Source organism: Brevundimonas sp., from assembly GCF_031412435.1.
Taxonomy (GTDB): Bacteria; Pseudomonadota; Alphaproteobacteria; order Caulobacterales; family Caulobacteraceae; genus Brevundimonas.
The window spans coordinates 1-25,455 of sequence record NZ_JANODA010000053.1; the positions used below are offsets into that span (position 1 = coordinate 1).

General features: G+C 64.6%; 29 protein-coding genes and 1 tRNA gene. 10 read left to right on the forward strand and 20 right to left on the reverse strand.

Features of this window, described 5'->3' with window-relative positions; all coding sequences use genetic code 11:
* Positions 1-704: LON peptidase substrate-binding domain-containing protein (locus tag RMO01_RS10455; protein ID WP_309628990.1), on the reverse strand; the 704-nt coding region annotated here is incomplete at its 3' end.
* Positions 705-1,136: 432 nt separating this feature from the next.
* Entirely contained in the window at positions 1,137-2,402 is a 1,266-nt protein-coding gene (clpX, locus tag RMO01_RS10460; protein WP_309628991.1) for an ATP-dependent Clp protease ATP-binding subunit ClpX, read from the reverse strand.
* Positions 2,403-2,588: 186 nt separating this feature from the next.
* Between clpX and RMO01_RS10465 the strand changes: the two genes are divergently transcribed.
* The gene (locus tag RMO01_RS10465) at positions 2,589-3,254 is read left to right on the forward strand and encodes an HAD-IB family hydrolase (RefSeq protein WP_309628992.1); all 666 of its coding nucleotides are present in this window, start codon (positions 2,589-2,591) and stop codon (positions 3,252-3,254) included.
* A gap of 117 nt (positions 3,255-3,371) precedes the next feature.
* On the opposite strand, the gene RMO01_RS10470 is transcribed toward RMO01_RS10465, so the two are convergent.
* From RMO01_RS10470 to tig, 5 genes are all read right to left on the reverse strand, one after another.
* Entirely contained in the window at positions 3,372-4,160 is a 789-nt protein-coding gene (locus tag RMO01_RS10470; protein ID WP_309628993.1) for a hypothetical protein, read from the reverse strand.
* A gap of 95 nt (positions 4,161-4,255) precedes the next feature.
* Positions 4,256-4,576 (reverse strand): hypothetical protein, encoded by a 321-nt coding sequence (locus RMO01_RS10475; RefSeq protein ID WP_309628994.1) that lies wholly within the window; start codon positions 4,574-4,576, stop codon positions 4,256-4,258.
* Between the two features lie 74 nt (positions 4,577-4,650).
* Positions 4,651-5,292, reverse strand: coding sequence for an ATP-dependent Clp protease proteolytic subunit (locus tag RMO01_RS10480; protein ID WP_309628995.1), 642 nt, complete (start codon positions 5,290-5,292; stop codon positions 4,651-4,653).
* 112 nt (positions 5,293-5,404) lie between these two features.
* Entirely contained in the window at positions 5,405-6,319 is a 915-nt protein-coding gene (locus RMO01_RS10485; RefSeq protein WP_309628996.1) for a hypothetical protein, read from the reverse strand.
* Positions 6,320-6,532: 213 nt separating this feature from the next.
* Positions 6,533-7,876 carry a trigger factor gene (gene tig / locus RMO01_RS10490; protein WP_309628997.1) on the reverse strand — a complete coding sequence of 448 codons (1,344 nt, stop codon included), beginning with the start codon at positions 7,874-7,876 and terminating at the stop codon, positions 6,533-6,535.
* Positions 7,877-8,055: 179 nt separating this feature from the next.
* On the opposite strand from tig, the gene RMO01_RS10495 reads away from it, so the two are divergent.
* Positions 8,056-8,769: an MBL fold metallo-hydrolase gene (locus RMO01_RS10495; RefSeq protein ID WP_309628998.1), complete on the forward strand. Its 714-nt coding sequence runs from the start codon at positions 8,056-8,058 to the stop codon at positions 8,767-8,769.
* Between the two features lie 4 nt (positions 8,770-8,773).
* On the opposite strand, the gene RMO01_RS10500 is transcribed toward RMO01_RS10495, so the two are convergent.
* The gene (locus tag RMO01_RS10500) at positions 8,774-9,067 is read right to left on the reverse strand and encodes a hypothetical protein (RefSeq protein WP_309628999.1); all 294 of its coding nucleotides are present in this window, start codon (positions 9,065-9,067) and stop codon (positions 8,774-8,776) included.
* Positions 9,068-9,165: 98 nt separating this feature from the next.
* Between RMO01_RS10500 and RMO01_RS10505 the strand changes: the two genes are divergently transcribed.
* Together RMO01_RS10505 and RMO01_RS10510 are read left to right on the forward strand one after the other, a co-directional pair.
* Complete coding sequence (locus RMO01_RS10505) at positions 9,166-9,312, forward strand: hypothetical protein (RefSeq protein ID WP_309629000.1); 147 nt, start codon at positions 9,166-9,168, stop codon at positions 9,310-9,312.
* 95 nt (positions 9,313-9,407) lie between these two features.
* Complete coding sequence (locus RMO01_RS10510; protein ID WP_309629001.1) at positions 9,408-9,638, forward strand: general stress protein; 231 nt, start codon at positions 9,408-9,410, stop codon at positions 9,636-9,638.
* Between the two features lie 326 nt (positions 9,639-9,964).
* On the opposite strand, the gene egtB is transcribed toward RMO01_RS10510, so the two are convergent.
* The 5 genes from egtB to RMO01_RS10535 all read right to left on the reverse strand — a co-directional run bounded on the left by egtB (position 9,965) and on the right by RMO01_RS10535 (position 16,120).
* Positions 9,965-12,121 carry an ergothioneine biosynthesis protein EgtB gene (egtB, locus tag RMO01_RS10515; RefSeq protein WP_309629002.1) on the reverse strand — a complete coding sequence of 719 codons (2,157 nt, stop codon included), beginning with the start codon at positions 12,119-12,121 and terminating at the stop codon, positions 9,965-9,967.
* Between the two features lie 229 nt (positions 12,122-12,350).
* The gene (locus tag RMO01_RS10520) at positions 12,351-13,982 is read right to left on the reverse strand and encodes a methyl-accepting chemotaxis protein (RefSeq protein WP_309629003.1); all 1,632 of its coding nucleotides are present in this window, start codon (positions 13,980-13,982) and stop codon (positions 12,351-12,353) included.
* A 2-nt stretch (positions 13,983-13,984) separates the two neighbouring features.
* Positions 13,985-14,305 (reverse strand): hypothetical protein, encoded by a 321-nt coding sequence (locus RMO01_RS10525; protein WP_309629004.1) that lies wholly within the window; start codon positions 14,303-14,305, stop codon positions 13,985-13,987.
* A 215-nt stretch (positions 14,306-14,520) separates the two neighbouring features.
* Entirely contained in the window at positions 14,521-15,735 is a 1,215-nt protein-coding gene (locus RMO01_RS10530) for an acyl-CoA dehydrogenase family protein (RefSeq protein ID WP_309629005.1), read from the reverse strand.
* Between the two features lie 79 nt (positions 15,736-15,814).
* Positions 15,815-16,120, reverse strand: a complete 306-nt coding sequence (locus RMO01_RS10535; protein ID WP_309629006.1) for an SCP2 sterol-binding domain-containing protein — start codon at positions 16,118-16,120, stop codon at positions 15,815-15,817.
* 165 nt (positions 16,121-16,285) lie between these two features.
* Here RMO01_RS10535 and RMO01_RS10540 point away from each other — a divergent pair.
* Positions 16,286-16,377: transfer RNA gene (locus RMO01_RS10540), tRNA-Ser, on the forward strand.
* A 125-nt stretch (positions 16,378-16,502) separates the two neighbouring features.
* Positions 16,503-17,210 carry an IS6 family transposase gene (locus RMO01_RS10545; protein WP_309629007.1) on the forward strand — a complete coding sequence of 236 codons (708 nt, stop codon included), beginning with the start codon at positions 16,503-16,505 and terminating at the stop codon, positions 17,208-17,210.
* Between the two features lie 98 nt (positions 17,211-17,308).
* Here RMO01_RS10545 and RMO01_RS10550 read toward each other — a convergent pair whose 3' ends face one another.
* A complete protein-coding gene (locus RMO01_RS10550; protein ID WP_309629008.1) occupies positions 17,309-18,100 on the reverse strand; it encodes a helix-turn-helix transcriptional regulator in 792 nt (263 codons plus the stop codon).
* Positions 18,101-18,305: 205 nt separating this feature from the next.
* Between RMO01_RS10550 and RMO01_RS10555 the strand changes: the two genes are divergently transcribed.
* Together RMO01_RS10555 and RMO01_RS10560 are read left to right on the forward strand one after the other, a co-directional pair.
* Positions 18,306-18,605 (forward strand): hypothetical protein, encoded by a 300-nt coding sequence (locus RMO01_RS10555; RefSeq protein WP_309629009.1) that lies wholly within the window; start codon positions 18,306-18,308, stop codon positions 18,603-18,605.
* Positions 18,606-18,779: 174 nt separating this feature from the next.
* Positions 18,780-19,685: an alpha/beta hydrolase gene (locus RMO01_RS10560; RefSeq protein ID WP_309629010.1), complete on the forward strand. Its 906-nt coding sequence runs from the start codon at positions 18,780-18,782 to the stop codon at positions 19,683-19,685.
* Between the two features lie 172 nt (positions 19,686-19,857).
* On the opposite strand, the gene RMO01_RS10565 is transcribed toward RMO01_RS10560, so the two are convergent.
* Together RMO01_RS10565 and RMO01_RS10570 are read right to left on the reverse strand one after the other, a co-directional pair.
* A complete protein-coding gene (locus RMO01_RS10565) occupies positions 19,858-20,451 on the reverse strand; it encodes a hypothetical protein (RefSeq protein ID WP_309629011.1) in 594 nt (197 codons plus the stop codon).
* 75 nt (positions 20,452-20,526) lie between these two features.
* The gene (locus RMO01_RS10570) at positions 20,527-21,267 is read right to left on the reverse strand and encodes a hypothetical protein (RefSeq protein ID WP_309629012.1); all 741 of its coding nucleotides are present in this window, start codon (positions 21,265-21,267) and stop codon (positions 20,527-20,529) included.
* Positions 21,268-21,655: 388 nt separating this feature from the next.
* Between RMO01_RS10570 and RMO01_RS10575 the strand changes: the two genes are divergently transcribed.
* Positions 21,656-22,435 carry an LOG family protein gene (locus RMO01_RS10575; RefSeq protein ID WP_309629013.1) on the forward strand — a complete coding sequence of 260 codons (780 nt, stop codon included), beginning with the start codon at positions 21,656-21,658 and terminating at the stop codon, positions 22,433-22,435.
* Here the strand turns inward: RMO01_RS10575 and RMO01_RS10580 are convergent.
* A complete protein-coding gene (locus tag RMO01_RS10580) occupies positions 22,432-23,034 on the reverse strand; it encodes a hypothetical protein (RefSeq protein WP_309629014.1) in 603 nt (200 codons plus the stop codon). The two genes, RMO01_RS10575 and RMO01_RS10580, sit on opposite strands and share 4 nt — an antisense overlap.
* On the reverse strand, positions 23,031-23,513 hold the full coding sequence (locus RMO01_RS10585; RefSeq protein WP_309629015.1) for a pyridoxamine 5'-phosphate oxidase family protein: 483 nt from the start codon (positions 23,511-23,513) through the stop codon (positions 23,031-23,033). Before RMO01_RS10585 ends, RMO01_RS10580 begins: the two co-directional genes overlap by 4 nt.
* Positions 23,514-23,643: 130 nt before the next feature.
* Between RMO01_RS10585 and RMO01_RS10590 the strand changes: the two genes are divergently transcribed.
* On the forward strand, positions 23,644-24,030 hold the full coding sequence (locus tag RMO01_RS10590; RefSeq protein ID WP_309629016.1) for a c-type cytochrome: 387 nt from the start codon (positions 23,644-23,646) through the stop codon (positions 24,028-24,030).
* 173 nt (positions 24,031-24,203) lie between these two features.
* Here RMO01_RS10590 and RMO01_RS10595 read toward each other — a convergent pair whose 3' ends face one another.
* Together RMO01_RS10595 and RMO01_RS10600 are read right to left on the reverse strand one after the other, a co-directional pair.
* Positions 24,204-24,695, reverse strand: a complete 492-nt coding sequence (locus RMO01_RS10595) for a hypothetical protein (protein ID WP_309629017.1) — start codon at positions 24,693-24,695, stop codon at positions 24,204-24,206.
* Positions 24,692-25,300, reverse strand: coding sequence for a response regulator (locus RMO01_RS10600; protein ID WP_309629018.1), 609 nt, complete (start codon positions 25,298-25,300; stop codon positions 24,692-24,694). The genes RMO01_RS10595 and RMO01_RS10600 overlap by 4 nt, the downstream gene beginning before the upstream one ends.
* Positions 25,301-25,455 lie beyond the last annotated feature (155 nt).

Genomic DNA, 25,455 nt, shown 5'->3' on the forward strand with positions numbered 1-25,455 from the left:
CGCTGGATCGCCTTCATCTGCTCGTTCAGATAATATTCGCGCTGGGTCTTCTCCATCTGGCGCTTCACGCGCGAGCGGATCTTCTTCTCGACCTGCAGCACGGAGATCTCGCCCTCCATCAGGCCGTAGACCTTCTCAAGACGGGCCGGAACCGCGATGGTTTCCAGCAGCGCCTGTTTGTCGGCGATCTTGACCGAGAGGTGGGCGGCGACGCTGTCGGCCAGCTTGGACGCATCGGTGATCTGGGGGATGGAGCTGAGGGCCTCGGGCGGGACCTTCTTGTTCAGCTTCACATAGCTTTCGAACTGCTCGACCACGGCGCGAAGCAGGGCCTCGGCCTGGGATGGTTCACCCAGGTCGTCCTCGATCTCGACGGCCTCGGCCTCGAAATAGTCCTCCCGGTCAGTGAACCGGGTCAGGCGGGCGCGGCCCTTGCCTTCGACCAGCACCTTCACGGTGCCGTCCGGCAGCTTCAACAGTTGCAGTACGGTGGCCAGCACGCCGACCGGATAGATGGCGTCCGGCGACGGATCGTCGTCCACGCTGTTCTTCTGGGTGGCCAGCAGGATCTCCTTTTCACCCTTCATGATCTCGTCCAGCGCCCGCACGGACTTCTCGCGCCCTACGAAGAGCGGCACGACCATGTGGGGAAACACGACGATGTCCCGCAGAGGCAGGACGGGCAGAATTTTACTCTCAGACATAATGCGCTCCTGGACCTTCGATCATCTCCGGTCCGCCCGCCCCTGACGCCCCGCGATATGCAGCGACACCCTGGAGAGGCCCGTCGATTCCGACGGCGTTCGGGTGAGTATGTGGCCCCTTGCCGTCGGGGTTCAAGCGTCGCCACGGCACGATGCACAGTCGCGTGCTTCTGCGGCAAAGCTGCACGGACCGTGCGTCCACGGAGCAATCCCGGGTCGGACCGCCGCCCGGACCGGCGTTCAGCGAAAAGGACGCCCGTCAGCGCCTGTGGCCTGTGCGCGGCAGCTTCCATTGTGATCAGCGACCGAACCCGACCAGGGCGCGACACAGGCCATAAACCCGCATCAAAATCGCCGATGCGCCGAGACGCCGTGCACGAAAAAGGGGCGGGGCCGCGAAGGCCCCGCCCCGGATTCCTGCCTCAAGCGCCCTCAGGCGGCGCCGTCGGCCGTCTTCTTCTTCTCGGCATAGATCAGCAGGGGCTGGGCCTTGCCCTCGATGACCTCGGCGTTGACCACGACTTCCTCGACACCCTCGAATGTGGGCAGTTCGAACATCGTTTCCAGCAGGATCCCTTCCAGGATGGAACGCAGGCCGCGGGCGCCGGTCTTGCGCGTGATGGCCTTCTTGGCGATCGCGTTGAGCGCGTCGTCGGTGAAGGTCAGGTTGACGTTCTCCATCTCGAACAGGCGCTTGTACTGCTTGACCAGAGCGTTCTTCGGCTCGGTCAGGATGGTGACCAGGGCCGTTTCGTCCAGGTCCTCCAGCGTCGCCAGAACAGGCAGACGGCCGATGAACTCGGGGATCAGGCCGAAACGCATCAGATCGTCGGGCTCGACGCCCTTCAGGATGTCGCCGGTGCGGCGTTCATCGACGTTGGACACCTTGGCGCCGAAGCCGATCGAGGCCCCTGCCCCCCGCGCCGAGATCACCTTCTCAAGGCCGGCGAAGGCGCCGCCGACGATAAACAGGATGTTGGCGGTGTCGACCTGCAGGAACTCCTGCTGGGGATGCTTGCGGCCGCCTTGCGGGGGCACGGAGGCGACGGTGCCTTCCATGATCTTCAGCAGGGCCTGCTGCACCCCCTCGCCCGAGACGTCGCGGGTGATCGAGGGATTGTCCGACTTGCGAGAAATCTTGTCGATTTCATCGATGTAGACGATGCCGCGCTGGGCCCGCTCGACATTGTAGTCGGATGCCTGAAGCAGCTTGAGAATGATGTTCTCGACGTCCTCGCCCACATAACCGGCCTCGGTCAGGGTCGTGGCGTCGGCCATGGTGAAGGGCACGTCGATGATGCGCGCCAGCGTCTGGGCCAGCAGGGTCTTGCCCGACCCGGTGGGCCCGATCAGCATGATGTTCGACTTCGCCAGCTCGACGTCGTTGTTCTTCGTCGCGTGATTCAGGCGCTTGTAGTGGTTGTGGACCGCGACCGAGAGGACCTTCTTGGCGTGGCTCTGGCCGATCACATAGTCGTCCAGGACCTCGCGAATTTCCTTCGGGGTCGGAACCCCGTCCTTGGACTTCACGAAGCCGATCTTGTGCTCTTCGCGGATGATATCCATGCACAGTTCGACGCATTCATCGCAGATGAACACGGTCGGTCCGGCGATGAGCTTGCGCACCTCGTGCTGGCTCTTGCCGCAGAACGAGCAATAGAGCGTCGACTTGGCGTCGGTGCCGGCAGCTTTGGTCATAGACCCTTCTCACTCTCGCGCCGTTCTGGGAGACGGACGCGCTTTCCACGCGTTGATTCCACCACTATGGACGCGAAGATATTCAAAAAATGACAATCAACCATCCGAACGTCCGCCACAAGCCCGCCGAGGCCCGGGGAAGCGCGACGAACGTGGACTTTTCAGCCTGGATGGAGATCACAGCGAATGGGTGACATGGGCGCCACGGCGGGCTTTCGCCAGTCCGATGATCGTTCGCGGCCGATCGTCGCGTTCGATTTCGACGGTACGCTGACGGTCCGCGACAGCTTCACCCAGTTCCTTCGCTGGCGGGCCGGCGCGGGCGGCTGGGCGCTGGGCCTGGTCAGAATGGGCAAGGCCACGGCGGCCTATGCGCGGGATCGGGACCGCGGGGCGATCAAGGCCGCCTCGGTAAAGGTCTTCCTGAAAGGGGTGACCCGGACTGAACTTGAGGCCGACGCCGCCCGGTTCGCCGATGCGACCTGGGACCGGTTCATGCGGCCAGACGCGTTGAAGGTCTGGGAGGACTGGGGCCGGAAGGGCGCTCATCGCGTGATCGTGACCGCCTCGCCCGAAATCACGGTGGCTCCGTTCGCGAATCGACTGGGAGCCGAGAGCCTTCTGGGCACCCACCTGACGTTCGACGACCGGGACCGGATCACCGGCGCCTTCTCCAGCCCCAACTGCCGCGGCGAGGAAAAGGTGCGACGTCTGCACGAGGCGTTTGGACCGAATCTCAAGCTGGCGGCGGCCTATGGCGATACGTCGGGCGACACCGAGATGCTGGCCATCGCGGAAGAGCCGGGCTTCCGCGTCTTCCGCCAGCGGCCCGCCCAGAGCCTGATCGGCTGAGGTGGAATCGCTTCGCGATTCCGCTGATGCCGTGAATCAGGCTCCAGATTTAAGCGAGAGCATGATTCACGCTTCATGTCGGACCCGCGGCGCGGGTCCACCAGAAACGATCATGCTCTAGGGGATGCGCAGGTAGGGGCTTTCGCCGGCCGGCAGATAATCGAACAGGATCATGGCGTCCGGCTGAAGCACGCCATCAATGAAATAGTCCTGGCGCAGCTTTTCACCCTCGAGCTTGAAGCGCCAGCATTGGCTGTCGCCAATCGCTTCGCCGGCAAGGTCCTCGCGCAGCTGCGCCCGGAACGCCGTCAGAGCCGAGGAAGTCAGGGGAATCAGCTCATCGCCCTCATAGACGCCGAAGGCCAAAGTACGCGCTGCGCCTGCGGCACGTGAGTCCAGGCCGACGCAGAGGCTTTCACGCGTCACGGCATAGTCGACCAGATCCACACGCGCGACGCCGTCCGGACGTTTGCGGTCGTGCTCGGCGAAATCATCGGCGACAATCAGGTCCAGCGGGACGACAGCCGGATCGGGCAGCCGCGAGAAGAAGGTCTCGCGCATGCGGATCGCGCGCGGACCTCGCTGCTCCAGCCTGGCGACGACGACGCAGGAGCCTTCCTTGTCCATCTGGTAACAGAGCTGGTGGGCGGCGTGCCAGTCGACGAAAGTCGGGCCGCTCATATAGCCGTCGATCTGGCCCGGCACGTTCTCCAGGCTCTCTTCGGGCGCAGCCGCGGCGGCCGCAGCGGCCACTTCGATCTCGGCCTCCGCCTTGCTGTCCGGGCGGGTGCTGCTCCACACCGTGACTCCTGTGCCCACAAGACCGAGAACGGCTGTCGCCAAGCCGATGACACCGGCCACGTTAGTCAATCTCTTCGGGCTCGAATCCGGTTCCGTCACGCCCATCCCCGTTCCTTGAACGACGCTAGCCTATCGGCGGGACAGATCGCAACGGGCCGGTCGGGCGGCTGGCTGACGAAACCCGACCGCCTGCAGGAACCTCAATGGCCGTCGGCGTCCACATCAAAAACGACGACCTTGCCGCGCGAAGTCGGGTCCCAGCCGGCGGCGATGGCAGAGGCGATCGCGTTCTTGACGCTCTCGAGATTGATTCGTTGACGTTCGAAATTCGGCGTGCCGTTGGCGCGCATCACCATGGGGAAGAGGACGATGGCTTCCCGCTGCCCTTCCTTGAGCTTCAGGGCGATGCCGATGCCGTCCCAGTTGTTGCCAGTGGTCCGCTGCGGTTGGCGACGAACCTCCCATTCGTAGTCCTCGCCGTCGACCTGGACGACGCCTTTGAGATCTCGCGTGTGCTGCATCGTGGCCTGATAGCACAAACGAAAAGGGCGCGCCGATCCCGGCGCGCCCTTCGGTGCTCATTGATCCGAACGGATCAGAGGGTCTTGATGCCGTCGGCCTCAGCCTCGGTGCGCTTGTCGTAGACGTGGTCGACAATGCCCCAGGCTTTGGCTTCCTCGGCGGTCATGAAGTGGTCGCGGTCCAGGGTGCGCTCGACCTCCTCATAGGTCCGGCCAGTGTGGTGGACATAGATTTCGTTGAGGCGACGCTTGGTGGCGATGATGTCCTCGGCGTGGCGTTCGATGTCCGAGGCTGTGCCGCGGAAGCCGCCCGACGGCTGGTGGACCATGACACGGGCGTTCGGCAGGGCGATGCGCTGCCCCGCCTCACCGGCCGTCAGGATCAGGGAGCCGGCCGAGGCCGCCATGCCCATGACCACCGTCGAGACCGGCGACTTGATGTATTGCATGGTGTCGTAGATCGCGAGCGCCGAGGTCACCTGACCGCCGGGGCTGTTGATGTACATGCTGATTTCCTTCTTCGGGTTCTCCGATTCCAGAAACAGCAGCTGGGCGCAGATCAGGCTGGCCATGCCGTCCTCGAACGGGCCGGTCAGGAAGATGATCCGCTCGCGCAGCAGGCGCGAAAAGATGTCGAAGGCTCGCTCGCCGCGGCTGGACTGCTCCACCACCATGGGAACGAGGTTCGAGGAGATGTAGTCGATCGGGTCGCGCATGGGATCTCGCTGATGCAGGAGGCCCGCGACTCAGGTCGGTCGCGGTTCCGTTCTCATATTGCGGTCCGGCGCAAGCGATACAAGCCGTAGCGGGCCGGAAAGCCGATCAGGCTTACGGTTCGGCCTGGTTCGCACGGATGCCTCGCGCCACATCGGTCGCGACCGCACGCGTCAAGGCGTCCGGGTTGATGCGATCAGGATGGGTCGAGTAAAGCGCCTGGAGATAGCCCAGATCCCAGTCGGTCAGACCCGACGGAGCGCCTGAGCCGGTGAACAGGTTCATGATCGTGTCATAGCCCACCGTCCGGGCGTCCGCATCAATCTGCGCCAGGGCGACGAGGGCCACGTAATCAGTCAACTGCTGGAAGTCGCTGTCGCCCAGCTTGGTCACGTCGATCACGATAACGACACGGCTGAGATCGTCACGGATCTGGCTGTTCAGCCTCGAGGCGGCGAAGACGTTGATCACGGGCGCCGATGGCTGGCCGTCAGGGCCCGTCTGCCCCGGCAGACGGATGGCCAAACGCCCGGTCTCGGAATCGACCGGCAGGCTGGTGTGCCACCAGCGGACGGGATGATCGGAGGTCTGGAAGTCGCGAAGCGCCCGACTTCCCGCGTCGGTCTGATGGCTCCTGAGATTGAAGCTGGCGCTGCGACGATTGACCATGGCCGTCGCCAGAGCCGCCCCATCGTCGGTCGCGATGATCACCACCCGCGGACTGCATCCCGGCTCGCCCGGTTCCAGTCCCACCCCGGCGGCCACGTCTGAAATCCGGTCGACCATTGCCTGCGCGTGCGCGGCAGGCAGGTTGACCACGCCGACGCACAGCTCACCGCGCCAGCGTGCCAGCCCGCGACGGCTGGCCGGGCGCGATATTTCGGCGACGAAGTCTCCGACCAGATCGTCCAGGGGCTGACCGTTGACCACGATGTCGCTCACCCGCGTCTCGTCCTGTGGAGGCGCGGACGCGGCGGGCGCAGCCTGCAGGGCTGCCAGCATGGCGATAAGACCAACAGAAATCGACATGAGACGCCCGCCCCCGAATGACCCACCCGACGGGGTCGCTTCTCGTTAAGAGGGTGTCGGCGGCATTCTTAGGGCGAAACCTGTCCCGTTTGTAACGAAGCAGACGGCGCCTGAAACACGCGCCCAAACCGGGACCAAAACGCACTATCGCCCCGACGGTAGCCGTCGGGGCGATAGCTGGTCTTGGGGACGCGAAAAGGCGGCCGGCGAAGACTACTCCTCGTCGTCATCCTTCAGCAGCTCTTCCTTGGTGATCGGCGTGTCGGTCACCGTGGCCTGATCGAAGATCAGATCGACCACCTTCTCCTCATAGATCGGGGCGCGCATCTGGGCGGCGGCGTTCGGGTTCTGGCGGTAGAAGTCCAGCACCATACGTTCCTGACCCGGATAGTTGCGGGCCTCGGCCATGATCGCCTGGTTCAGTTCCTGATCCGTCACGCCGACGAAGTTGGTACGGCCGATCTCGGCGAGCACCAGACCCAGCCGCACGCGGCGCTCGGCGATCTTGCGGTACTCTTCCTTGAGCTTCTTGTCGGACTTCTTGGCGTCTTCCGGCGTCAGGTTGCCGGCTTCCTTGTCGGCCTCGACCTGTTTCCAGATACCGTCGAATTCGGCCTCGACCATCTTGGGCGGCAGGTCGAAGCTGTGGGCAGCGTCCAGCTGGTCCAGCAGGGCGCGCTTCAGCTTGAAGCGGGCGGCGCCGGCGTACTGCTGGTTCAGGTTCTGACGCAGCAGGTCCTTCAGCTTGTCCAGGGACTCCAGACCGATGCGCTTGGCGAACTCGTCGTCGACCACGCTCTCGGCCTCGGCCTTGATGGCCTTCACCTTGATGTCGAATGTGGCCAGCTTGCCGGCCAGATTGGCGGCCTGGTAGTTTTCGGGGAAGGTGACCTCGATGGTCTTCTCTTCGCCGACCTTGGCGCCCTTGAGCTGCTCTTCGAAGCCCGGGATGAAACGGTTCGAACCGATGACCAGATCGGCATCTTCGGCCGTGCCGCCGTCGAAGGCGACGCCGTCCAGCTTGCCGAGATAGTCGATCGTGACCTGGTCGCCGTCGGCGGCCTTCACGGTCTTGCCCTTCTTGTCCTCGTAGGACTTGGCCTGACCAGCCAGTTCCTTCAGCGCTTCGTCGAGGTCCTCGTCCGAGGCTTCGTAGACCGGGCGGTCAAGCTTCAGGGTCTTGGGGTCGACCGGGGTGAAGTCCGGCATGACTTCCAGGGCCATTTCGAAAGCCAGGTCGTCGGAACCGGCGAGGACCTTGTCCATGTCCGACGTCAGCTTCATGTCGGCCGGGGCGGCCGGGCGCACCTTGATCTGGTCCAGGGCGGCCTGGCTCGACTCGTTGATCGCGTCGTTGACGATCTCGCCCATCATGTCGCGGCCGAAGGTCTTCTTGACGTGCGACGCGGGCACCTTGCCGGGACGGAAGCCCTTCAGCTTCATCTTCGGCGCCATCTCGGCCAGCTTGGCGTCCAGCTTGGCGTTCAGTTCGGCGACCGGCACGGTCACGGTGATGACGCGGCTAAGGCCTTCGGTGGTGTTTTGGACGACTTGCATGGGACGTATCTGACGCTCTGGGGCGCCGCCGGACGTCGGCGCGCGCGAAGATAGGAAAAAGCAGAAAGGGCCGCCCCATCCGGAGCGGCGCCTCGAAGCCCGCCCTTATGATGAGATGGGCTCCAAAGGTCAACGCGGACACTGTTTCACCGGACGCGGAGGGTCGCTATGTGGGCGGGATGACCCATTCTGCTTCTCCGGCCCACTCCCCCGTCGGCGTGTTCGTGACCCCGGTTACGCCGTTGCAGCAGAACTGCACCACCGTCTGGTGCACGGCGACGATGAAGGCCGCGGTGATCGATCCCGGCGGATCGGTCGATCAGATCATCGGCGAAATCGCCCGGCGCGGCCTGACGCTGGAGCAGATCTGGGTCACCCATGGGCATCTCGATCATGCGGCAGGTGCGGCCGAGATGGCGGAAAAGTCCGGTGCGCCGATCATCGGGCCCCACCCGGAGGATCAGTTCTGGATCGCAGACCTGCCCGAGCATGGTCAGCGCTGGGGAATTCCCGACGCCCGCACCTTTACCCCGACCCGCTGGCTGGACGACGGGGACACCGTGACGTTGGGCGAGACGATCTGGGAGGTGGCCCACTGCCCCGGCCACACGCCGGGCCATGTGATCTTCTTCAACCGTGCGGCCCGGTTCGCCCAGGTCGGCGACGTGCTGTTCAAGGGATCGGTCGGACGCACCGACTTTCCGCGAAGCGACCCGGACGCCCTGATCCGGTCGGTCGTCACCAAGCTTTGGCCGCTCGGCGACGACGTGACCTTCGTGCCGGGACACGGTCCGATCTCGACCTTCGGGGAGGAGCGACGCACCAATCCCTATGTGTCGGACGCGGCGGTGGCCCGGACGCCGCTGGTCCGGCCGGCGACAGGCCCCGCCTGACGCCTCAGCGGCGCAGCAGCAGACCGATCAGCACGCCGACGCCCAAGGCATAGACAGTGGCCTTGAGCGGCTTGTCCTCAATCTTCGTGCGGGCCATGGAGGCGCGCTCGCGGGCCCAGTCGCGACCTGTCGCGATGTCCGAACGAACGGTCTCACGAATACCTGCATCGCGAGCGAAGGTCTTTGCTTCAGCATCCGCCATCCAGCGATCGCCGGCGCGGTCCAGGCGGGCGCGCTGGTCGTCGGCGTCGTCGACGATGTCTTCGACGTCGAGGTTCGTGGGATTGATATCGGTCATGGCTGGCTCCTGCCGGGCTTGTGATCAGGTCGATTGAACCCGAGCGGCGGCCGGCGGTTCCGTTTGGTGAAGCCCAATCCGGGCCGCGAGATCACACCATGACCGACCCCACGCCCCAACCCGAGATCTTCCCGCCGATGACGCCCTCTCCGCAACCGGAGATCGACCCGGCCGGCACGCCTTATGAGGTGCCTCCCCAGCCCGGCGACAACGACGGAGAAGCCGAAAGACCAGGCGCTGATTGATTCGCACACTGTTGATATCGCGCGGTTTCGGAACCCCTCCCCCGCTTCGGGGTTTGATCAACAACCGCCAGCATAAAGTCGAAAGGGAGCCTCGTATGGCCCAAGGTCAGCCCACCCGTCCGTCCGGAGTCTCCAAACGGGGCTTTGCCTCGATGGACCCCGAGCGACAGCGCGAAATCGCGCGCAAGGGCGGCGCCAGCGTCCCCAGCGAGAAGCGAAGCTTCTCCCAGGATCGCAGCCTGGCCGCCCAGGCCGGGCGCAAGGGCGGTGAAGCCTCTCACGGCTCGCGGCGTCCCGAAGACGCCGCCGACGGCCCGGCCGAGTAGGTTTCGGCTCCGAAAACGAAAGAGGGCGGCAGGTGCGAACCGGCCGCCCTTTTTGTTTGCCGGCGTCCTACGGGGCGGACCCCCTTTCAGGGTTTGTCCGTCCGTCCGGACCAAAAACACCCTGACGAAACGGACGAGACGGACGAACTTCGGCGGCCGCGCTCTCGGCGACCTGTGATCCTGAACCTTACATCAGCGGGAGATCAGGGCGCATTCGCAACAGGTCGCGGCCCGCCACGACTGCCCAGAACACGATATCGATGTCGAACAGAAAAATCTGTTCGACGGATTCCGCTCTGCAGGCCGAGCCGACCCCCGGTGAAGTGTCAGGCCGCAAGGAGAACCAGGGCCACTGACGGGTCAGCGCTCTGCTCGAACGACACCACCCGCCAGCCCGCAGTCTCCGCCATTGCAGTCACACTGACTTCCGTGAACTTGCGTGAGCTTTCGGTATGGATGGTCTCACCGGCCGCGAAGGGGATCACGGCCGCGCCGATATGGACCGTCATGTCCCGCGTGGCGCGCAGGTGCATCTCCATCCGCGACTGCTGGGCATTCCAGACCGCCAGATGCTCGAAAGCGTCGAGATCGAAGTCGGCCCCCAGTTCACGATTGGCGCGGACCAGCAGGTTCCTGTTGAAGGCCGCCGTCACGCCCTGGGCGTCGTCGTAGGCGGCGACCAGTAGGGCCGTATCCTTGACCAGATCGACACCGAGAATGAACAGCGACGACGGACCCAGGCGCTCCCGCGCATTGGCCAGGAAGGCCACGGCCTGATCCGGCTCCAGGTTGCCGATCGTCGAGCCGGGGAAGAAGCCGACCCGACGCCCGCGTCCCAGCTCCGGCAAGGGCGCGAGGTTCAGGAAGTCGCCGACCATCGGCGCCACCTCCATGTGCGGATAGGCCTCGGCGATACTGGCCGCTGCAGCGGTCAAGGCGTCCGGGCTGATGTCGATGGGCACGTAGGCCTGCAGCGTCCGGGCGGAATCCAGCAGGATGCGGGTCTTCTCGCTGGCGCCGGAGCCGAACTCGACCAGGACGGCGTTGTCGCCGAAATGATCGGTCAAACCGGGCGCCATGGCCCGCAGGAGCGCAGCCTCCTGCCGCGTCGGATAATATTCCGGGAGGCGGGTGATGTCCTCGAACAGGTCCGAGCCGGCGGCGTCATAGAACCATTTCGGCGAGACGCCCTTCTCGGGCCGCAACAGTCCGGCGACCAGTTCGGCCCGGAATCGCGCCGTCTCCAGGTCCTCGATCCGCGCGCGCTGTCCGGCCGGAGCGTTCGAGGCCAGTCTCAGTCCCGTGAAGGCCCACCGTTGATGCGGATAGAAGAAGTTGCGGTAGGTGGCGCGGGCATGCCCGACGGGCGTCGCGAACGAACCCCCGCGCAGGACCCGCTGGTTGGCCATGAATTTCCCGTTGTATTCCGACGCTGTCCCCTCTGTCGGTTTGAAGCCGGGATATGGGGAATAGGCGCTGGCCGTGTGTTGCCACACCTCGCCGAACAGGTTGGAGAAGACGTCCGGGGCGGTCGCGACCGCGCTCTCCCATTCGGCCTCGTTCGGCAGTCGCTTGCCGGCCCAGTGCGCATAGGCGTCAGCCTCATAGGCGCTGATGTGACGCACCGGCGCGTCGGGATCGACCGGCGCACGACCGGCGAGACCCAGCACAGTCCATTCGCCGTCGTCGTGCCGCCAGTAGAGCGGCGCCTCCCAGCCCTCGGCCTTCACCACCGCCCAGCCGTCGGCCAGCCACAGGTCGGGGCGCCGGTATCCGCCGTCCCCCATGAACGTCAGCCACTGACCATTGGTGACCAGATCGTGGTCCAGCAGGAACGGCTCCAGCCATTCGCGGTGGCGCGGTCCTTCGTTGTCGAACGCGAAACCCGGGCCATCATGGCCGATATCGACGAGCCCGCCCTCGAACCGCGTCTGTCCGCCCCGCGCCGGCTGCAGCGGACCGCCCGGGCGCGGCTCGGCGCCATAGGCGGCCGGGTCGAGCGGTGAACGCGACATCAGGTTCAGCAGGTCCATCAGGAACAGCTCCTGATGCTGCTGGTCGTGATGCAGGCCAAGAACGAACAGGTATTCTTCCAGTCCCTCGAAGCCGCGCCCGATCCGGTCGCCCATCCGCCGGTCAATCTCCGCGCGATAGGCCAGAACCTCCTCCAGCGAAGGCCGGGTCATCAGACCGCGCTCGGATCGCTCGACCCGCCGCCCGAGGCTCTCGTAGTAGGAGTTGAACAGCTGTTGCAGGCGCGGATCGACGGGCTCGTAGCCCGGTTCCGACGCCAGGATCATCGCCTCGAAGAACCAGCTGGTATGAGCCAGATGCCATTTTCCGGGGCTGGCGTCGGGCATCGACTGGGCGGCAAGATCCTCGGCCGACAGCCCCGCCGCCAGGGCGGGCATGACGGCGCGAAGGGTGCGGTACCGGCCCAGATCATCCGCCCCGGGCGACGCGGCTCGCGCAGATGCTTTCATCGAACGGACTCCAGTAGCGCGAGACAGGCCCTCGTGGTCGTCCGCGTGCGACCTAACACATCTGTTCTGGTTTCGTTGCCTTCAAGGGGCTCGGGTAGGGTCGAGCGGTTGTCTGCTGCCACCGTGGTGTCAGCAGGCAGCTGCCGCGCTTCACGCACGAACCGACCGGCAATCGACGTCCAGCGGGGACCCGCCCTCGTGCGAGAACTCCGCAGGGTCACGCCGGTCTCTAGGCGGCCGTACGGAAGTCCGACCGATGCGAACCTGTCGGAATCGACTTCGCGGCGCCGTCGTCGCCGAGATGAAACCGGGACATCAGATCGATCAGCTGGTTGGCCTCGTTCGTCAGGCCCTGGCTGGCGGCGGTCGACTGCTCGACCATGGCGGCGTTCTGCTGGGTCACCTGGTCCATCTGGTTGACGGCGGTGTTCACCTGCTGGAGGCCGGTAGCCTGTTCCTGGGCCGAGGCGGCGATCTCCGACACGAGGCCGTCGATCTCGGCGACGCGGCCGACGATCCGTTGCAGCGCCTCGCCCGTCTGCCCCACGAGGGTGACGCCCGAATCGACCTGGGCGGTGGAGCTGGAGATCAGCACCTTGATCTCTCTGGCCGCATCCGCAGACCGCTGGGCCAGGGCCCGGACTTCTGAGGCGACGACCGCGAAGCCTCGACCTGCGTCCCCGGCGCGCGCCGCCTCGACGCCGGCGTTCAGGGCCAGCAGGTTGGTCTGGAAGGCGATCTCGTCGATCACGCTGATGGTCTGGTTGATCTGCCGGGCGGAGGAATGGATGGCGCCCATCGCCGTGATCGCATCACGAACGACGATGCCGCTGGTTTCCGCATCGCCCCGGGCCGCCTGAACGGTCGCCGAAGCGAGTTTGGCCCCCGATGCCGTCCGGTTCACCGTCGCCGTGATTTCGTCCAGTGCCGCCGCCGTCTCTTCCAGGCTCGCGGCCTGCTGTTCGGTTCGTCGAGACAGATCGTTGGAGGCCTGGCTGATCTCGTCGGCGCCGGAACCGATGGAGCGGGCATTGGCATCGATGACCGTCACGTCGGCCTGGAGCGCACTGACCGCCGAGTTGAAGTCCGTCTGCAGTTTGGCGTAGTTGTCCGGGAAGACGCCCGGGATGCGATAGGTCAGGTCGCCCCGCGCCAGAGCGCTCAGCCCCGCCGCCGTCTGTTCCACGATGAGGGCCTGTTCGCGAGCGATCGCGAGGTCCAGTTCCCGTTTGTCGGCGGCGAGGCGGTCGGTTTCGGAGCGCGAAGCGTCCAGAGCATCGGCTGAATCGCGCACCCGGGCCGTGGCCTCCTCGGCCCTTGACTGGCTGAGAGCGGTAGCCGCGAACATCGCCGTGACGCTGGCCGCGCTCCAGGCGAGCACGCTGGCCTCGACGACCAGGACCACCGCGTGGAACAGGACCCTGTTCAGATCGGCCGAACCCGGGAAAACGAGGTCGGGCAGAACAAAGCTCAGCAGGAGGTGGTGGACGGCGACGGTCGCGGCGCCGCCGACGATGGCTCGCCAGTCGCAATAGATGACGACAACGGCCAGCGCCGCGAAATAGGCCATGTGCATGTCGATCTGGAAACCGTGGCCGGCCAGACCGGCGACCAGGGCGGAGATCTGGGCCATCAACAGGATGGACGACAGCATTCGCCCCATCGCGCGCGCGCGAAACGCTACCCAGACTACCGTCTGGATCACCGCAAGGGCGGCAACCGGTACGAACCCATTGATCAGGCTGGAGCCGATCAGCAAGGTCTGGAACAGGCCGCCGGCCGCGAGAACCCACGCCAGCGAGACGAGCACGACGCTGCCGAGCGCGCGTTGGTGGTCCAGGTCCCGAGTCTGAAAAATCATGGCTAGATCTCCGAACCGGGACCGCACGCGAGAAGGCGCGGATCGAGAATGAACCAGGCCCCGGCGTTGCGAAGCCGCTGCTGGAGGTCAAGGCCGCCGTAGACCGTCACGATCGTCGGCGTGCGGCCGATCGCCGAAGTCGCGCCGATCGGGTCCACCGCCAGCCGAACCTCGCCGGCGCTCCACCACGGGGGAAACACTGCGGCGACGGCATATGCGTGGGCGGGGGGAGCGGCGGCGATCAGGCTCAGCGCCGCCGTCACCAGAATGGTGGCGGCGCCGGCAAGGACCTCCAGGCACGGTCGAAGAGATTTCAGAGACATCGCTGCACCAGGAACATCAGGTCAGCGTGACTATTGTTTTATTGCCTTAACGAATCAATAAAACGCCTAGTATATAGGGGTTTCTACTTAGGCGGGGAACGATTTCTGCCTGACATCAAAACAGGATACTCAGACGTCTTCGGTCCGACCTTGAGTGGGGGGAGCCTGGACCGCCCGGGACGTTCGCCCGGGCGGTCCGGCTGGAATGGCCGTCGCTAGCGGACCGGCCGGCCGCCGTGCTTCGAATACTCGATCCGTGCGATAGTGCGGTTGTGCACCTCGTCCGGACCGTCGGCCAGGCGCAGGGTCCGCACCGTGGCGTACATCTCGGCCAGGGGCGTGTCGCCCGAGACGCCGGCGCCGCCGAACGCCTGGATGGCGTCGTCGATGATCTGGAGCGCCATGCGCGGGGCCGCGACCTTGATCTGGGCGATCTCGGACTTGGCGTTCTTGGCCCCGCCGTTGTCCATCATCCAGGCGGCCTTCAGCACCATCAGGCGGCACATCTCGATATTGGTGCGGGCCTCGCCGACGCGCTGTTCCCAGACCGAATGCTCGGCCAGCTGCTTTTTGAAAGCGGTGCGGGTCAGCAGCCGCTCGCACATCAGCTCCAGCGCCTTTTCAGCCGCGCCGATCACGCGCATGCAGTGGTGAATGCGGCCGGGCCCGAGGCGGCCTTGCGCGATTTCGAAGCCCCTGCCCTCGCCTGCAATCAGGTTCCCGACCGGCACCCGGACGTTGTCGAGCACGACCTCGGCATGGCCGATCGGGCGCTCGTCATAACCGAACACCGTCAGCATCCGCTCGACGCGGAAACCGGGCGTGTCGGTCGGCACCAGAATCTGGGACTGCTGCTGGTGGGTGGCGGCGCCCGTGTCGGTCTTGCCCATCACGATGGAGATGCCGACGTTCGGGTGGCCCATATTGGTCGACCACCATTTGCGGCCGTTGATCACATACTCGTCGCCCTGGCGGACGATCGAGGTCTGGATATTGGTTGCGTCCGATGAAGCCACCGCCGGCTCCGTCATCAGGAAGGCCGAGCGCAGTTCGCCAGCCATCAGGGGCTTCAGCCAACGTTCCTGCTGGGCCTCGTTTCCGTACATATGGAGCACTTCCATATTGCCGGTATCGGGGGCGTTGCAGTTGAACACCTCCGGCGCCCACAGGCCGGCGCGGCCCATGGCCTCGGCCAGGGGCGCGTATTCCAGATTGGTCAGGCCCGCGCCGTGCTCTCCGGGAAGGAACATGTTCCACAAACCCGCCTCGCGCGCCTCGGCCTTCATGGCCTCCATGGTCGGGGACTGGACAGTGTGGTCGCGATGGATATCGGCCCAGTAGTCGGCGGCGCGCGGCAGAACCTTGTCGTCGAGGAACCGGTTGACCCGTTCCTGCCAGTGCAGGGCGCGGTCGCTGTGCTTGAAGTCCATGGTCGTCGTCCTTCCCGATATGCGAACGGCGCGATCCGAAGGGACCGCGCCGTTGTCTTTTCTTGTTGTCAGCCGACCATCAGCGCTTCAGCAGCGGGATCAGCTTCTGGGCGATCATCATGTCGCCGGCGATCTTCAGCTTGCCCTGCATGAAGGCCATCATGCCGTCCAGCTTGCCTTCGGACATGGCGATGAAGTCATCCCACGACACCGTGACGGTGGTGTCGGCGGGCTTGTCTTCGTTGGTGACGGTGTTCGGAACAGAAGCGCCGTCGATGAAGATCTTGCCGGTCTCGCCCAGGTCGATCTTCACGGTCTTGCCCAGACCGGAGTTGTCGCCGACGGCGCCGCGGATGTGTTCGGTGACTTGAGCCAGATCGGCCATGGAGCGTCTCCCTGAGAAGGTGGAGCCCAAGCCCTATCCCTCCATGGGTCGCCTCACAAGATCACGTTGGGGAAACTGCGGCCGCCGGCCGGCGACGCCGGATCACAACATTCCGAAACGGCGGATTGCGCCGCGCCGCCGCCTCCGCTATCGAGCCTGCCTGCCGGAGACGTGGCCGAGTGGCTGAAGGCAACGGTTTGCTAAATCGTCATACCCTGTAAGGGGTATCGAGGGTTCGAATCCCTCCGTCTCCGCCAGTCCCTTGCAGGGTAGCTGTCTCGTCCCTCTACGGAGGGAATATTCCCCCACATTACCGAGCGTTGTGGCTCTGTCAGGCCAAACTGATTGCCGGCTGGCTTGTTGGCACCTAGCCTTCCGTTTCATGGCCAGATCGACCAACCCGTTCCGCTACTTCGACAGCTCGCCGGAGGTGATCCGGACGGTGGTGATGATGTACGTCAAGTACCCGCTCTCGCTCCGGAACGTGGAGGACCTGCTGGCCGAGCGCGGCATCGACATCTGCTACGAGACGGTATGGCTCTGGTGGAACCGGTTTGGTCCGATGTTCGCCGCCGAGATCCGCCGGAAGCGCGTCCAGAGGATGCGATCGTTCACCCACTGGCGATGGCATCTCGACGAGGTCTACGTGAAGATCAACGGCGAGATGCACTACCTCTGGCGGGCCGTAGATCAGGAAGGCGAGGTGCTGGAATCCTTTGCCAGCAAGACCAGGGACAAGGCCGCAGCCCTCACCTTCATGAAGAAGCTGATGAAGCGCCACGGCCGCGCCAGGGCGATCACGACCGACGGTCTTCGCTCCTACAAGGCCGCGATGAAGGACCTCGGCAACACCGCCAAACAGGAGATCGGCCGCTGGGCCAACAACAGGGTCGAGAACTCCCACCTGCCCTTCCGACGACGAGAACGGGCCATGCTGAGGTTCAGACAAATGAAGACGCTGCAGAAGTTCAGCTCAGTGCACGCCGCCTTCCACAATCACTTCAATCAGGACCGCCACCTCATCAGCAGAGCGACTTACAAAGCCCAACGCTCAGCCGCCCTGGCCGAGTGGAAGACGCTCGCCGCATAGGGCTCGCCTCCCCTGCCCGGACTCCCGTCAGTGGAGACGAGTTCGCGTTGGACTGACAGCACCGCGCGAACTCACCGCCTGCAGTTCGGTGTACGCCACTAGGCCCGGTTCATCCCAAGGAGGGCGTCCGCGGTTTCCTGATCGGCAGGCAGAAAGGTTTCAAGCGTCATTTCGGCCAGGGTCACGTCAGTCGCGGCGCCGAACACGGTCGTCATTGAGATGAAGGACAGCATCCGCTCTCCGACCACCAGTTTCAACGTCACGGCAATGCCGCCGAGATCAGTCGCCCTGAGGTCGGAGGCGGCGGGGCATGGAAAGCCATGGAGCTCCCTGAGCAGGGCATCGAGGCTGCCGTCGCCCACCGATTGGGCCTGCTCGGTGAGCCGCTCCAGCAGGTGTCCACGCCACTCGGCGAGATTGGCGATGCGCGGGGCCAAGCCATCCGGATGCAGAGCTAGACGCATCACATTGATCGGAGGCGCGAGCAGGGCCGGCGCCAGCCCCTCGAGAAGCAGAGCGACGCTGTGGTTCGCCGCGACCATGTTCCAATGACGATCGACCGCCAAGGCCGGGAACGGCTCGTGTCCTTTCAGGATCAGGTCGACCGCCCGGCGGGCCGTCTCGAGCGCAGGATCGTCAAGACCGCGGTGCGAAAAGACCGGGGCGAACCCCGCGGCGGCCAGCATCAGGTTCCGATCTCGCAGCGGTGTCTCGAGCCGATTGGCCAGCAGGAGCACCATCTCGCGGCTTGGCTGTGCTCTTCCCGTCTCCAGGAAACTCAGGTGCCTGGCCGAAATCTCGGCTTCCAAAGCCAGGTCCAGCTGGCTCAACCGCCGCCGCTGACGCCACGTCCGTAGATGCTGCCCGAAGGGGCTCGCGTTTCCTACCATTTGATCGCTCCTTGCGAGTCCTCAAGTCTAGGCGAGCGGGTGAAGAGCACCATTACTTCGGACGTAATCGACGCGCGTCATGGCGAGGAGGAAGCTGGCCTCCATTGAGCTGATGGGAAATGCCATGCGTCCTAGCGACGAGTCCGCCTCCGTACGCCGCGTCCTCCTCACCGACGCGATCACATGCGCAGGCGCGGGCGCCCTGATGGCCTTCGCCACGGGCCCGTTGGCGCGGCTGACCAACCTTCCCGAGCAGCTTCTGGGTATCGCGGGCGTGGTTCTGTTCCCTGTCGCCGCGCTCTTCGCCTGGATGTCGACGTCGCGCACACTGAGCCGGCGGCTCCTGTTGGTCGCCGTTATCGGCAACGTCGCGTGGGTCGCCGCCAGTCTCGCCGTCCTCGCGCTGACATCGCCGTCAGCGCTGGGCTGTGTTTTCGTTCTCTTTCAGGCCGCTGCCGTGGCCGTTCTGGCCGCCCTTGAAGCCCGCGGCCTGATGGCCGATTGACGGACGAGTGGGTTCCATCCGCAGTTTACGGCGCAGGTTTCGCGCCCGAAGTCCCTCCCGGCGTCAAGCATCAAGGGATGTCGGACGAGGCCCGCCCTGCTTGGCTGACTACCTCGGAGGTAATCGACCCGCTGGCCAGCGTGAGGTTCCTGCTTGCAACGCAAGGAGCTCCATATGAACCGCCGAACCTTACTCCTTTCCACCGCTGCCCTGGCCGCAGGGACCTCCATGGCCCACCCGCCGGTCGCGGTTGCCGCATCGACGCGTTCAGGGCGCCAGGTGTCGGCGACAGATGGCGCCCACCTCTTTCACAGGGAGTTCGGCGAAGGTCCGCGGACACTCCTCTTCGCGTCGAGCTGGGCGCTCGACAGCCGCATGTGGGACTATCAGGTCGCTCACTTCGCGGCGCTCGGCTACCGCTGTGTCACCTGGGATCGCCGCGGGCATGGGCGGTCCGAGATCGCGGCCGGCGGTTACGACCTGGACACGCTGGCCGACGACCTCGGCGCGGTCATCGAACAGCTCGATCTGCGCGATGTGATCCTGGTCGGCCATTCCATGGGTGCCGCTGAATGTCTCCGATACATGGCGCGCAGCGGCGGCGAGCGCGTGCGAAAGGTTGCCTTCATCGCACCGGTGGCCCCGTTCGTTTTGCGGACGGCTGGCAACCCCTACGGCGCGCCACTGGCGGTTTATGAAAGCGTCTGGGCGCAGTTCGCCAACGACTTCCCCGGGTGGGCGTATGACAACCAGGCGGCCTTCTTCACCGAACTGACGTCTCGGCCGCTGCAGGAGGTCCTCACAAGGCAGCTCCTTGAAACCCCTGTCCCCGTCGCCATCGCCACTCATAAAGCCCTGGTGACGACCGACCTGAGAGCCGATCTGCCCCGGATCCAGCACCCGGTTTTGATCCTGCACGGTGACAGGGACGCCTCGGCCCCCCTCGCGATCACCGGACTGCGCCTCGCGGCGGGTATCCCGCACGCCGAGCTGAAGGTCTATGCCGGAGCCCCCCACGGCATCTGGATCACCCATCTCGCTCAGGTGAACAGCGACCTGGAGGCCTTCATCAGGGCCTAGTCAGACGCCGCGCAAGATGGACTTTAGCCGTCTCAAGTTCCGCTTGGCCGAACGTCCAACCCCGTGGTGGGACAGGGGCGGCATCGACAACTGGGGGCATTGCTGTCAGCGGACTCGTCGTCTTTGCGACACACACGCGCGGTTCTGCCGCCCCCCAAACCGGCTTGCGAAGCTATTCTCCGAGCGCCCGATTGGACAGGCCGTGCTCATCAAGCAGAGCCATGATTGCGGCCTCATCCTCGATCACGATGGAATAGATCTTCGTATAGTGGTGTGTCGCCCAGAACTGCATCGTGCCGACCGCCTCGACGTCACCGACGACCTCCCGCAGCGCCTTGAACTCGAGCGCACAGACGATGAGGTGCAGGTATGACGAATACTCATCCCCGGCGCCCTCGGGAAAGGCGACTGGCAAGCTCGGATATCTACGTCGCAACTCGACAATTGCGGGCTCCAGAGCGGGCCTGCGCTCACTCAGGTACCAATGGATGTTCTCGTGAAGGAAGTTCGCGATCAACTCCCGATCCGACTCCCCCGTTCGCATGGTGACGACAGGATGGCTACGGGGGATAGTCCGGTCCTTGATCAGGACATCCGGGCTGAAAATCCATCGCTCGGGCTCCAGCCGTTCGAGGAGTCGCTCAAGCTGGTCGCGCGTCGCGGCCTCCGAAACACTATCGCTGTCCAAGGCGATCCGGACCGTGTGGGACGGCTCCTGTGGTGTCATCGTGATGGTCAGACAGAGCGCCAATGCCGGCGTGATCATCCTATCTCCTGGGCTTCGAGCCACTGCGCCGAGACCGGTCTTCTCTGTGGACCGGTCTGAAGCCACATATCGAGATCACGCCTGAAGCAGCCTCTTGTAGTGGATCGCTCCGTCGGGTGCCTGAGCCTCCAGCTTGATGACCTGCTGTGTGGACTTGGCCATCCAGAAGCGCGCCGGCGAATTCTGCGGCACATTGTAATCTGTTTCCACGACCCAGCAGTCGATCTCGGCGTTGTCTGGACCGCGTAACCGCTGGTCCGATGTGACGCGCCAAATGTATCGGGTGGGGGCGCCGCCCCCTGGATGGCAGAACGGAATCGACACGGCAAAGCCCAGGCTCAGGGGCAGGGTCTGCAGCATTTCAATGTCGACCTCAAAGTTGAACATCGGCTCGTTCGACAGCTGCGAGAAGCCGTCGCGCTCATTGTCGGCGACGTCTTCCATTCCAACGATGCCACGGTCTCCGAAGCGGAACGCCTCCACCCGAACGACGCCATCCCGGGTGGTGACGCGCCGATGCGTGATGGGCCGAAAAGTCTGCATTTCGAAGACCGAGTCACGCTCGGCCAAGACCGATGGCTGATCGGCGCCATCCCAGCGCTGGAGAATGCGAAGGCGCTCTACCCCATCGATGACCTCGATGCGGATTTCGCGACGCCAGATGTCGACAGCGATGTGCTGCTCGTCACGCTGCACGGATCTCAGATAGGTTCGCACGCCAGGCCTCAACCAACTGAACCGTTCCAGTCGGTCACCGACGTTGAGGACGTGAATCTCTGCCAGGGATTGGGCTCGGGTCGGAAACAGCGCGGTCATGGCGCCCATACCAAGGACGGATCGTCGGTCAAGATTTTGGGACATAGCCTCATCTTTCCCGTCAGGTGTTCCTTGCCCATGGGGAGCCGGTGGGTCTGGAGGGGCTCCAGGGCCGGTTGCTAGCAGCGGGAAGGGCCGCTTCGACAATCACCATCCCGCAGCTGGATCAGACCTTTGATCTGACGCCCACAACGGCGGCGTTGCGGGAGGGATACGAAGCTCGAATGATCCCCGGCGCCGCCGCACGTCCAGACTGGCACAACGCCCGGGCCAGCCTGCTGGAGTCTCTGAACGAAAGGCTCCAGGCCTTGCCTACCGATGCTGATCGCGAGACTCTGCTGGCTGCTCTTGCAGCAATCATCCCGCAGTCACCCGAGGCCCAGTCCTGATGCCGCAACCGTCCAACGAGGCGCAACGCTCATCGCCCTCATACCGGCTGGCGGCGCTCGATCAGGATTTCCTGCTTGGGGACGCCATGCGCGGGGTTCGCTTCCAACTGGAGTTCGAGAAGGCTGAACGTGCGCTCAAGGCCTGGGGCGTACGATCGACCATCGTGGTTTTTGGAAGCGCCCGGGTCAGGGAGGATGGCCCGGGATCGCAAAGCCGCTGGTATGCCGAAGCCCGACGTTTTGGCGTCCTCGCCTCACTCCAGGGCGGGGCCGTCCAGGACAGCGGCGGCGTGCGCGACAATGTCATCGCGACGGGCGGCGGGCCCGGCATCATGGCAGCGGCCAATCGCGGCGCGGTCGAGGCGGGCGCGCCTTCTATCGGCTTCAACATCACCCTTCCGACCGAACAGGAGCCCAATCCCTGGAGCACGCCCGAGCTGACGTTCCGGTTCCACTACTTCGCCATGCGCAAGATGCACCTGGCGATGCGGGCCAATGCGCTCGTTGTCTTTCCGGGTGGGTTCGGCACGTTCGACGAACTCTTTGAAATCCTGACGCTGCGCCAGACAGGCAAGGCTCCACCGGTCCCTGTCGTCCTTGTCGACAAGTCATTCTGGGGTTCCGTGATCACCTTCGACCGCCTGGCTGCAGAAGGTCTGATCGCCCCCGCCGATCTTGAACTCTTCGCCTACGCCGAGACCGCTGAGGAAGCATGGGCGCGCCTGCTGGCGGCCGGCCTTGAGCCGGGCCGCCCCCTGGGACCCAAGCCCGAGGTCTAGCGCGGTGACGCAGGTGTCTGGTGCAGGCCGACCTCCTCCAGCGCGGCGATCGTCCGCGTCTCCATGGCCAGCCGGGCACGCCGGTCTTCGATCGCACGAACCGCAGCCTGCCTGAGCACGGACCGCCAGCGTGCGACTTCTTCAGCCTGATGGGCAAGCAGTCGCTCGATGCGATCAAGTCGGGCATCAACCTCGGCGACGACGGTGGTCTCGTCGGTCGAGGTCGTTGGAATCGGGACGAGGAGTGTCTGGCCCTCAACCCCGCCATCCGGCGGGACCTCAAAGCCGGCGGCGGCGGAAACGTTGAAATATCGCGCGTCGCCGCTGAACGGTATTTTCAGGAGGACGAGAATGCCGTCCTCGTGTCGTGGGCGGGAAAGGAGATCGAAGCTCTTGAGGGAGGCTTCGCCGATCTCGAAGGTCACCTCACTCCGGTGAATCCGGGCTGGCGCCGGAAGCGTCTGATCGACCAGAGCTTCAAGAACAGCGGGGTCCGTCCCCAACTGCGATTCAGCCATGCCGTTCACGGCCGCGTAGAGTGCCGCCAGCGCCTCATCCCTGAGAGATGACAACGCCTCACCCGAAAACAGGGCCTTCATCGCACCAACTCGGGAGCAGCTGGCGCCTCAAGCTCGGCGGCTGCAACAAGATCTGTGTGGCCAAAGCCTTTGCGATAATCGAGCAAAGAGATGATCTGCGGCGTGATGCAGAACAGGGCAATGTCCCCGGGCGTTGCGGTAAAGCCGGACATTTCTGAAAACTTTGCGCGGAACAGACGCTCCACCGATGCAATGGTGGCAGGGTCCGCAACCGGTCGACTACGCCCGAAGAGGGACAGGCCCCGGATCTCGCTCCACACTGTGTAGGGCAGGTCGATGGTGAGCGACACACGATCATCACGCGCCAGGTTCAAGGCCTTCTGCGATCCGGCGCCGCAACCAAAATAGATCGACAGTCCATCACTGGCGTAGCTGACTGTCGTCGACTGGGGCGCCCCATCCTCGCGGATCGTCGCCAGCGTGAGATCGCGTCCCCGCTCCAGCACATCAAGGATCTCCCTGCGGATCTGAGTGTCCATGGCCCCTCTCCTGCCGAAGCAGTGATTCATCGATGCGAGGAGACTCCTGCCTTTCGCCAGCGCCCGCTTTGATCGGGATCAAAGCGCTTTCGCTATCCGGTCCGCATGACTGACGGCGAAGGAAACCCTCATGCGTACTGCGACCCTCACCATGCTTCTCCTTGCCGCCGGCTGCGCCGCCCCCGGCCCCGTGCCCGGCGTCGGGCCCCGCATCCCTGCCGCAGACCCGTGGGTCATATCGGGCTCGGCGTCTCGCGGCGCCGTCCTCGCCCAGACCCGGTGTTCGGGCTGTCACGCCACGGGGGCCTCCGACAGCAGTCCGATGCTGGCCGCCCCTCCATTTCGAAGCCTGAGCCAGCGCTACCCCGTGGCAGACCTTCAGGAGGCGCTGGCGGAGGGCCTTGTTACCGCCCATCCGGCGATGCCCCAGATCGTCATGGAAGAGGCAGACATCGCCGACCTGATCGCCTACCTCGACAGCGCCGGACACTCGGATACTGTCGGGAAAAGGCGCTGACGCGCGGCCTCTCCGCACGAACCGTCGCCGGCGCCCGAACTTGAGCGTCCCGCACCGGATCGTCTTGAAGCTTACGTCGCCGCAAAGCGGAACCGTCAGTTCGCTGCCTCGCAGGTTCAGGGAGGGCCTGCCGGGAACCGGCCACCCTTGATCGTAGATCGACCGTCATCCCGTCACCGGTCGACCGCCGAGGCCTCCAGGGTATGCTCTTTATAGCGGGCAATGCACTGATCGATCCCGGCAAGTAACGCTCTCGCTTCGAGAGGTGCGAGCCCCCCCTGCAGCAATAGCCTGGTCGTCTGCAGAAGGGGTCCAAAACTGCCAGGCAGCCATAGATCGCTTTCAGCGACGGCATCTGCGAGCCGGCAGATCCTGAGCAGGCAATCTGGCAGGCCCGGCCGATCAATTGTAATGCAGTAGCCGAGCAGGCGATCGGCGTGGGCATGGATACGGACCAGCGCATCCGGGTCCAGCTTATCGACTCCGGGACCGACCAGGGCTTCGATATCAGCAAGCCCGCTCCAGATCAGCGGAAGGGCGCTCTCGCCCAAATCAAGAAGGTTTCGCGTCGCTCCGTCGATAGCCTCTCTTATGCTCATTCCTCCGGGTCTACGGACCTGTTTTTCGAGCGCAGTCTGAATGATCCTGAAGGTGACCACGGTCATAGGCTAACCTTTTGGGGCTTGATGACGGAGTCGATTTCGTCCTGACTGAGATTGGGATCCTTGGCGTCTCCCAACTCGCCGCTGAGATCACATTTGCGCCGCCCGCCTCCGCCATTGGGCGGACCGTCGAATTTGAAACGGCGGTCGGGACCGGTGAAGTTCGGCGCCTCGACGAATGACCGACCGCCTTGCGCCACCCAGTATATGCGCTGCATCAACACCGCCGGAGACGTCGGTTTCGCGACGACAAAATTTGCGCCTGCATCGCGTGCGTTGTTCACTTCCCTCTCCCGCGTATGACCGGACACGACAATAATCGGGGCGAAGCGGTTGGGCTCGATATCCGAGCGTCTTAGCCAACGAATAAGTTCGTAGCCCGTCTCGTCGGCAAGGGAAGCATCGCAAAGGATCAGATCGATGGCCTCCGCCTTCACGATCCGGCGAGCTTCCTCACCGCTTTGCGCGCGGACAATGCGCTCGACACCGAATCCCATCAGCATCTGGCCCAGTATCTCCAGGCCCAGCTGATTGGAATCCACGCACAGCGCCTTGATGGACCTGAGATTGATCCGGGCCTCACTCGCAGCAGGCGGCTCTGCGCTCATCTGGTGAACTCGACGCTCTCGGCCGCGGTCTTCGACATGAAGAGCCACGGAGGCCTTCGGCGGCAGCCGGGGCCGGACCGTCGCGGAGGGCGGATTTTGATCACTCTATTTCTTTCGAAACCTAAATCTCAACTCTTATAGGTCTGGAATAGAAC

Bases quoted from the DNA above. Each gene is read 5' to 3' on its own strand.
- RMO01_RS10575 (WP_309629013.1), top strand. From the start codon at position 21,656: ATGCCGCAACCGTCCAACGAGGCGCAACGCTCATCGCCCTCATACCGG.
- RMO01_RS10600 (WP_309629018.1), bottom strand. From the start codon at position 25,300: ATGAGCGCAGAGCCGCCTGCTGCGAGTGAGGCCCGGATCAATCTCAGG.
- RMO01_RS10535 (WP_309629006.1), bottom strand. From the start codon at position 16,120: ATGGCCGATCTGGCTCAAGTCACCGAACACATCCGCGGCGCCGTCGGC.
- RMO01_RS10465 (WP_309628992.1), top strand. From the start codon at position 2,589: ATGGGTGACATGGGCGCCACGGCGGGCTTTCGCCAGTCCGATGATCGT.
- RMO01_RS10525 (WP_309629004.1), bottom strand. From the start codon at position 14,305: ATGTCTCTGAAATCTCTTCGACCGTGCCTGGAGGTCCTTGCCGGCGCC.
- RMO01_RS10470 (WP_309628993.1), bottom strand. From the start codon at position 4,160: ATGGGCGTGACGGAACCGGATTCGAGCCCGAAGAGATTGACTAACGTG.
- RMO01_RS10550 (WP_309629008.1), bottom strand. From the start codon at position 18,100: ATGGTAGGAAACGCGAGCCCCTTCGGGCAGCATCTACGGACGTGGCGT.
- RMO01_RS10480 (WP_309628995.1), bottom strand. From the start codon at position 5,292: ATGCGCGACCCGATCGACTACATCTCCTCGAACCTCGTTCCCATGGTG.
- RMO01_RS10580 (WP_309629014.1), bottom strand. From the start codon at position 23,034: ATGAAGGCCCTGTTTTCGGGTGAGGCGTTGTCATCTCTCAGGGATGAG.
- RMO01_RS10560 (WP_309629010.1), top strand. From the start codon at position 18,780: ATGAACCGCCGAACCTTACTCCTTTCCACCGCTGCCCTGGCCGCAGGG.
- RMO01_RS10495 (WP_309628998.1), top strand. From the start codon at position 8,056: ATGACCCATTCTGCTTCTCCGGCCCACTCCCCCGTCGGCGTGTTCGTG.
- RMO01_RS10505 (WP_309629000.1), top strand. From the start codon at position 9,166: ATGACCGACCCCACGCCCCAACCCGAGATCTTCCCGCCGATGACGCCC.
- RMO01_RS10475 (WP_309628994.1), bottom strand. From the start codon at position 4,576: ATGCAGCACACGCGAGATCTCAAAGGCGTCGTCCAGGTCGACGGCGAG.
- RMO01_RS10585 (WP_309629015.1), bottom strand. From the start codon at position 23,513: ATGGACACTCAGATCCGCAGGGAGATCCTTGATGTGCTGGAGCGGGGA.
- RMO01_RS10555 (WP_309629009.1), top strand. From the start codon at position 18,306: ATGGCCTTCGCCACGGGCCCGTTGGCGCGGCTGACCAACCTTCCCGAG.
- RMO01_RS10485 (WP_309628996.1), bottom strand. From the start codon at position 6,319: ATGTCGATTTCTGTTGGTCTTATCGCCATGCTGGCAGCCCTGCAGGCT.
- RMO01_RS10565 (WP_309629011.1), bottom strand. From the start codon at position 20,451: ATGATCACGCCGGCATTGGCGCTCTGTCTGACCATCACGATGACACCA.
- RMO01_RS10530 (WP_309629005.1), bottom strand. From the start codon at position 15,735: ATGGACTTCAAGCACAGCGACCGCGCCCTGCACTGGCAGGAACGGGTC.
- RMO01_RS10570 (WP_309629012.1), bottom strand. From the start codon at position 21,267: ATGACCGCGCTGTTTCCGACCCGAGCCCAATCCCTGGCAGAGATTCAC.
- RMO01_RS10520 (WP_309629003.1), bottom strand. From the start codon at position 13,982: ATGATTTTTCAGACTCGGGACCTGGACCACCAACGCGCGCTCGGCAGC.
- clpX (WP_309628991.1), bottom strand. From the start codon at position 2,402: ATGACCAAAGCTGCCGGCACCGACGCCAAGTCGACGCTCTATTGCTCG.
- RMO01_RS10590 (WP_309629016.1), top strand. From the start codon at position 23,644: ATGCGTACTGCGACCCTCACCATGCTTCTCCTTGCCGCCGGCTGCGCC.
- tig (WP_309628997.1), bottom strand. From the start codon at position 7,876: ATGCAAGTCGTCCAAAACACCACCGAAGGCCTTAGCCGCGTCATCACC.
- RMO01_RS10595 (WP_309629017.1), bottom strand. From the start codon at position 24,695: ATGACCGTGGTCACCTTCAGGATCATTCAGACTGCGCTCGAAAAACAG.
- RMO01_RS10510 (WP_309629001.1), top strand. From the start codon at position 9,408: ATGGCCCAAGGTCAGCCCACCCGTCCGTCCGGAGTCTCCAAACGGGGC.
- RMO01_RS10500 (WP_309628999.1), bottom strand. From the start codon at position 9,067: ATGACCGATATCAATCCCACGAACCTCGACGTCGAAGACATCGTCGAC.
- egtB (WP_309629002.1), bottom strand. From the start codon at position 12,121: ATGAAAGCATCTGCGCGAGCCGCGTCGCCCGGGGCGGATGATCTGGGC.
- RMO01_RS10545 (WP_309629007.1), top strand. From the start codon at position 16,503: ATGGCCAGATCGACCAACCCGTTCCGCTACTTCGACAGCTCGCCGGAG.